The following is a 4,752-nucleotide window of genomic DNA, read 5'->3' as shown; positions in this document are numbered from 1 at the left end:
AATATTTTCCAGTAAATGGTTTAATATCTTACTGGGTTTCTTAAGTATTGTCTTTTTTAGGTATTGGTTGGCTTACAATTTCCAATTCCTTAGATTTTGGTACTTGACATATTACCGCAGGACTTTTATAATTGGTGTTATTAATTAGGATAGTTTATCCACTCTTAACGGACAAGTAAGACGCTCATCTTTTGTTTATGGGAATTCGAAAAAAGATCAATTGTCTGTAAAAGTAGAATGGTTGAACGAACCATCAGTGAGTGATGAAGGAAAGGCAATTGTTGCAAGTTTCTTTTTTTATTAGTTTATAACAAATGAAAAGAATTTTATGCAGGTTTGAAAAGGATTTGTTTTTTCTTCCTCTTAGCTAGAGGGTATGAAAGTTCCTAACAACTTCTGCTATAATAGATATATTAAAGGACGCTAGTAAATAGGAAGTGTTAGGATGAAAATACTCGTAATCGAAGATAATGAAAGTGTTTGTTCCATGCTAGAAATGTTTTTCCTAAAGGAAGGGTATGAAGGGAAATTCATTCATAATGGAAAAGAAGCATTAGACTTTTTTATGGCTAATCAGAACTGGGATATTATCATTATTGATTGGATGTTACCAGGAATGGAAGGTGTTACAATTTGTAGAAGGATTAGACAGGTCAGCTCTGTTCCGATTATCATGCTTACTGCAAAAGACAGCGAGTCAGATCAAGTACTTGGGCTAGAGATGGGCGCAGATGACTATGTGACAAAACCATTTAGCCCTTTAACGCTTATGGCCCGGATTAAAGCCGTGACTAGAAGATATCAAAAAGATGCAACAAATCAAGTGGATGAAAAATTTCTTGCGACAGAGCATTTTAAAATTAGTAAGGAAAGGAGAGAAGTTATATACAATAATCAAGTCCTTACCAATTTGACACCGAAAGAATTTGATTTGCTCTATTATCTAATCAGTAACCCTAAACAGGTTTTTACAAGGGAGCAGTTACTGGATCGAGTTTGGGGCTATCAGTTCTATGGGGATGAAAGAACGGTAGATGTTCATATTAAGCGGTTAAGAAATAAAATTGGCACGAAAGATCAGCCATTTATCCATACTATCTGGGGTGTTGGCTATAAATTTGATGAATCATTGGTAAGTGGCTAAGTGAGAAGAGCAACAAGCAATTTTGCTTATTGATTCAAATATCTTTGAGTTGAACTGAAAAATGTAGCCTTTACCGCGTTTTTGGTAAAGGCTACATGTCTTATGATACAATTTCTGCTTCGGATGAAGGAGAAGGAAGAGTTTGCTTCATGGTAATAAGCTTTGTTTGTTGTTCGATCACTGTGGCAATTTTTTTAACCTCTACATATTTAACATGATGATCTTCCATTTCTATAATCTTAAAGGAATAGGATTCATAGTTAATGATATCTCCTTCAGATGCTTCATAATTGGAAGTAAGAATCCAGCCACCCAATGTATCGATTACTTCATCATTTATGCTTATTTGGAGTAAAGCATTCACTTCATTTATTATAACTTTGGCATCCAATATATAGTGATTTTCTTTTATCGTCCGAACTGGAGGGATTTCATCACTGTCAAATTCATCCCATATATCCCCAACGATTTCTTCAATAATGTCTTCCACTGTAACTAACCCTGAAGTTCCGCCATATTCATCCATTAAGATCGCCATATGAATGCGATCTTTTTGCATTTTTACTAATAAATCTTGAATGGGATAGGTTTCAATGACTCGAATGACAGGTCTTATATAAGGTTCCAACGTTTTTTTTGTTAAGTTCCTGCTTTTTAATAATTCGGTCATAATTTCTTTTACGTTTATCATGCCGATTATATGGTCCTTATCCCCATCAGTAATGGGATATCTAGTAAATTGCTCTTTCTGTATAAGATGAAGTAATTCATCTAAGGTACTAGATTGTTCAAGGGAAATAATTTCTGTCCGCGGCACCATAATTTCTTTAGCAATTCGATCATCAAAGTCAAAAATATTATTTACATACTTATATTCGGATTGATTAATCTCCCCATTTTTATAACTCTCTGATACAATAATGCGAAGTTCCTCTTCCGTGTGTGCCAATTCGTGTTCGGAAGCAGGCTTTAGTCCAAACATTTTTGTGATGACTCTAGATGAACCATTTAAAGTCCATATAAATGGATATAGCACTTTATAAAATAGGATTAAAGGCTTTGCTGCCCATAATGTAATTTTTTCTGCCTTATGAATAGCGAATGTTTTTGGAGCCAGTTCTCCAACGACAACATGTAAAAATGTAATAAATGTGAACGCCAAAGAGAAGGATAAGACGGTTATGGCTGTTTCAGGAACATGGATGATTTGAAGCAATGGTGATAAAAAATGCTGTACAGTTTCTTCTCCAATCCAACCAATTCCAAGTGCAGTAACGGTTATGCCGAGCTGGCATGCAGATAAATATTCATCAAGATTACTAGTAACTTTTTTGGCTGAAAGGGCATTTTTATAGCCTTCCTCTATAAGCTGATCAATCCTTGAACTACGAACTCTAATAATAGCAAACTCTGAAGCTACAAAAAAAGCAGTCAAAGCAATTAAAATGGCTATTATAACCAAGTTAAATATGTCCAAATAAATTTCCTTATCTCGTTTACCGAGTAAGGAGTCACCTCCTGATTAATTCAGATTGAAAGGAACTAAATCTACATTAAGTAAGCCACTTTTTGACGTATTGTCTATTTTTCTTAATAAACGAGGGTTGCAGGATGAGTTAGTATAATAATCGTTTTAAAGTAATCTTTGCTATTATATTCTTTATTTACATAAACAATCCCATTATACCACCTCACATTTGGATAATTGTATTAATAATTATACGGTAAGCCAAACTATCTAGTCAAACAATGATAACGTTAACTTTTTTAATTTTCTGTCTTTAATATAGTGTATGAAGTTAAAGGAAGCTTCATGTTCTCTATCCACTGATTCCTGTTAGGGACAGAAGAAAGAAAAAATAAGTATTACGATGAAACATTTTTGTTTAGCTGTTTCATCGTAACTAGTAAGGGGAAGTTTCCGATCATGGAAAGTAAAATCATTTTTCTATAGTTAGGTGTGAAGGTATTTTTTGAACATCAAAGGTAAAAATATGCTGTCGAATCATTTTGTCAATTTTAAATAGATAGCCATTATATTCGATGGCTTCCCCCTTTTTAATGTTGGGGTTTTGAAACAAAATCCAGCCACCAAGCGTATGAATATCCTCTCTATTGATTGTGATGGATAGCAATTCATTTACTTCTGTTAAGGATAGCTTTGAATCAAGGATATAGTGATGATCACTAATTTTTTGAATAAGCGGTGTTTCCTCTTCGTCAAATTCATCCCGAATTTCACCAACAATCTCCTCTAATATATCTTCTGCAGTAATCAGACCTGCAGTTCCGCCAAATTCATCATAAAGAATGGCAATGGAAGTTCTTTCTTTTTGCATCTTTAAAAAAACAGCTTGTATAGGTGTTGATTCAATTATATGAATAATTGGTTGAACATAGTCCGATAATGATTTATTTTCATTACTATTTTTTATCCAATCAGTGAGAAGTTGTTTTATATGGATAAAACCAATGATGCTATCTTTATCCTCATTTTTAGTAAGGGGGTATCTAGTATATCGTTCTGTTTGAATGATATTTACGGCTTCTTTAATCGTTAAGCTATCAGATAACGTCACCATTTCGGTCCGTGGAATCATAATCTCGTTTGCCAATCGGTTATCAAATGCAAAAATGCGATTAACATAGTTATATTCTGAAAGACTAATTTCTCCATTTTTATAGCTATCTTTTAATACAATTTGCAGTTCTTCTTCAGATAGTGCCTCATTATTGGCAGTTGGATCTGAGATTCCCCATAATTTTGCTACTTGTCTTGACGATTTATTTAGGAGCCAAATAAAGGGATACATAATGGTGTAAAACCAGATAAGTGGTTTACTTACTAATAAGGAGATTTTTTCCGTAAGAATAATAGCGACAGACTTTGGGAAAAGTTCTCCAATAACTACATTAATATATGTAATAATCGAAAAAGAGAGTACAAACGCCAAACCTTGGGATAGAGCAGCTGGAACGTCCCAATTTACCATTAAAGGCTGAATCAACTTTAAAATGGTAGGTTGTCCTAACCAACCTAGTCCTAAAGAGGTAATAGTTATCCCTAATTGGCAGGCAGATAGATAGCTATCAATATTTTCAATTATCTTTTTTACTGTAAGGGCATTTTTATGTCCTTCTTCTACAAGTTGTTCAATCCTTGCAGGTCTTACACGAACAATAGAAAATTCTGTTGCCACAAAAAAAGCAGAAAAAGCAGTTAGTATGACAATTACCAATAGTTGCATTCCAATCATTATTTCTTTCATCACCAATCATTTATTATCAAAGAAGTATTATCATAATTCTTTTATTTTCTTATTTTATACCTTTTCTTTCATAAAATAAAATAAAGAGAGGAGAGGAGATTGAGTCAAGTTTTTGTGGGAGTTTTTTTTAGCTCCCTTTTTATAAAGTAAAACTTCTAATTTTGTATCCGTTTTCTAAATGTTTTCTTTCATCAAAATTTCGTTTTTTTCTTTTTTAAAAACCTTTTAATCCCTGTAAGGCAAAGTGAACGGGTTTTCCAATCGCTTGATTTAAGTATGGTATGTTCTGACGCACGGTTTCTGTTACTAATTTTGTGGGTATTTTTCTTTTCGGTCGAT

General features: G+C 33.4%; 3 protein-coding genes. 1 reads left to right on the top strand and 2 read right to left on the bottom strand.

Annotated elements, in window-relative coordinates:
- The first annotated feature begins 445 nt into the window (after nucleotides 1-445).
- Entirely contained in the window at nucleotides 446-1,144 is a 699-nt protein-coding gene (locus QQZ16_RS23110) for a response regulator transcription factor (RefSeq protein ID WP_284561839.1), read from the top strand.
- 100 nt (nucleotides 1,145-1,244) lie between these two features.
- Here the strand turns inward: QQZ16_RS23110 and QQZ16_RS23105 are convergent, their stop codons facing one another.
- A complete protein-coding gene (locus QQZ16_RS23105) occupies nucleotides 1,245-2,621 on the bottom strand; it encodes a hemolysin family protein (protein ID WP_284561838.1) in 1,377 nt (458 codons plus the stop codon).
- 463 nt (nucleotides 2,622-3,084) lie between these two features.
- Entirely contained in the window at nucleotides 3,085-4,401 is a 1,317-nt protein-coding gene (locus QQZ16_RS23100) for a hemolysin family protein (protein ID WP_235251757.1), read from the bottom strand.
- Nucleotides 4,402-4,752 lie beyond the last annotated feature (351 nt).

The sequence above is a fragment of the Bacillus sp. T2.9-1 genome (assembly GCF_950097965.1).
GTDB classification, from domain to species: Bacteria; Bacillota; Bacilli; order Bacillales; family Cytobacillaceae; genus Niallia; species Niallia hominis.
Note: the sequence above shows the minus strand (reverse complement) of the source record. Positions and strands in the feature narration are given on the sequence as shown.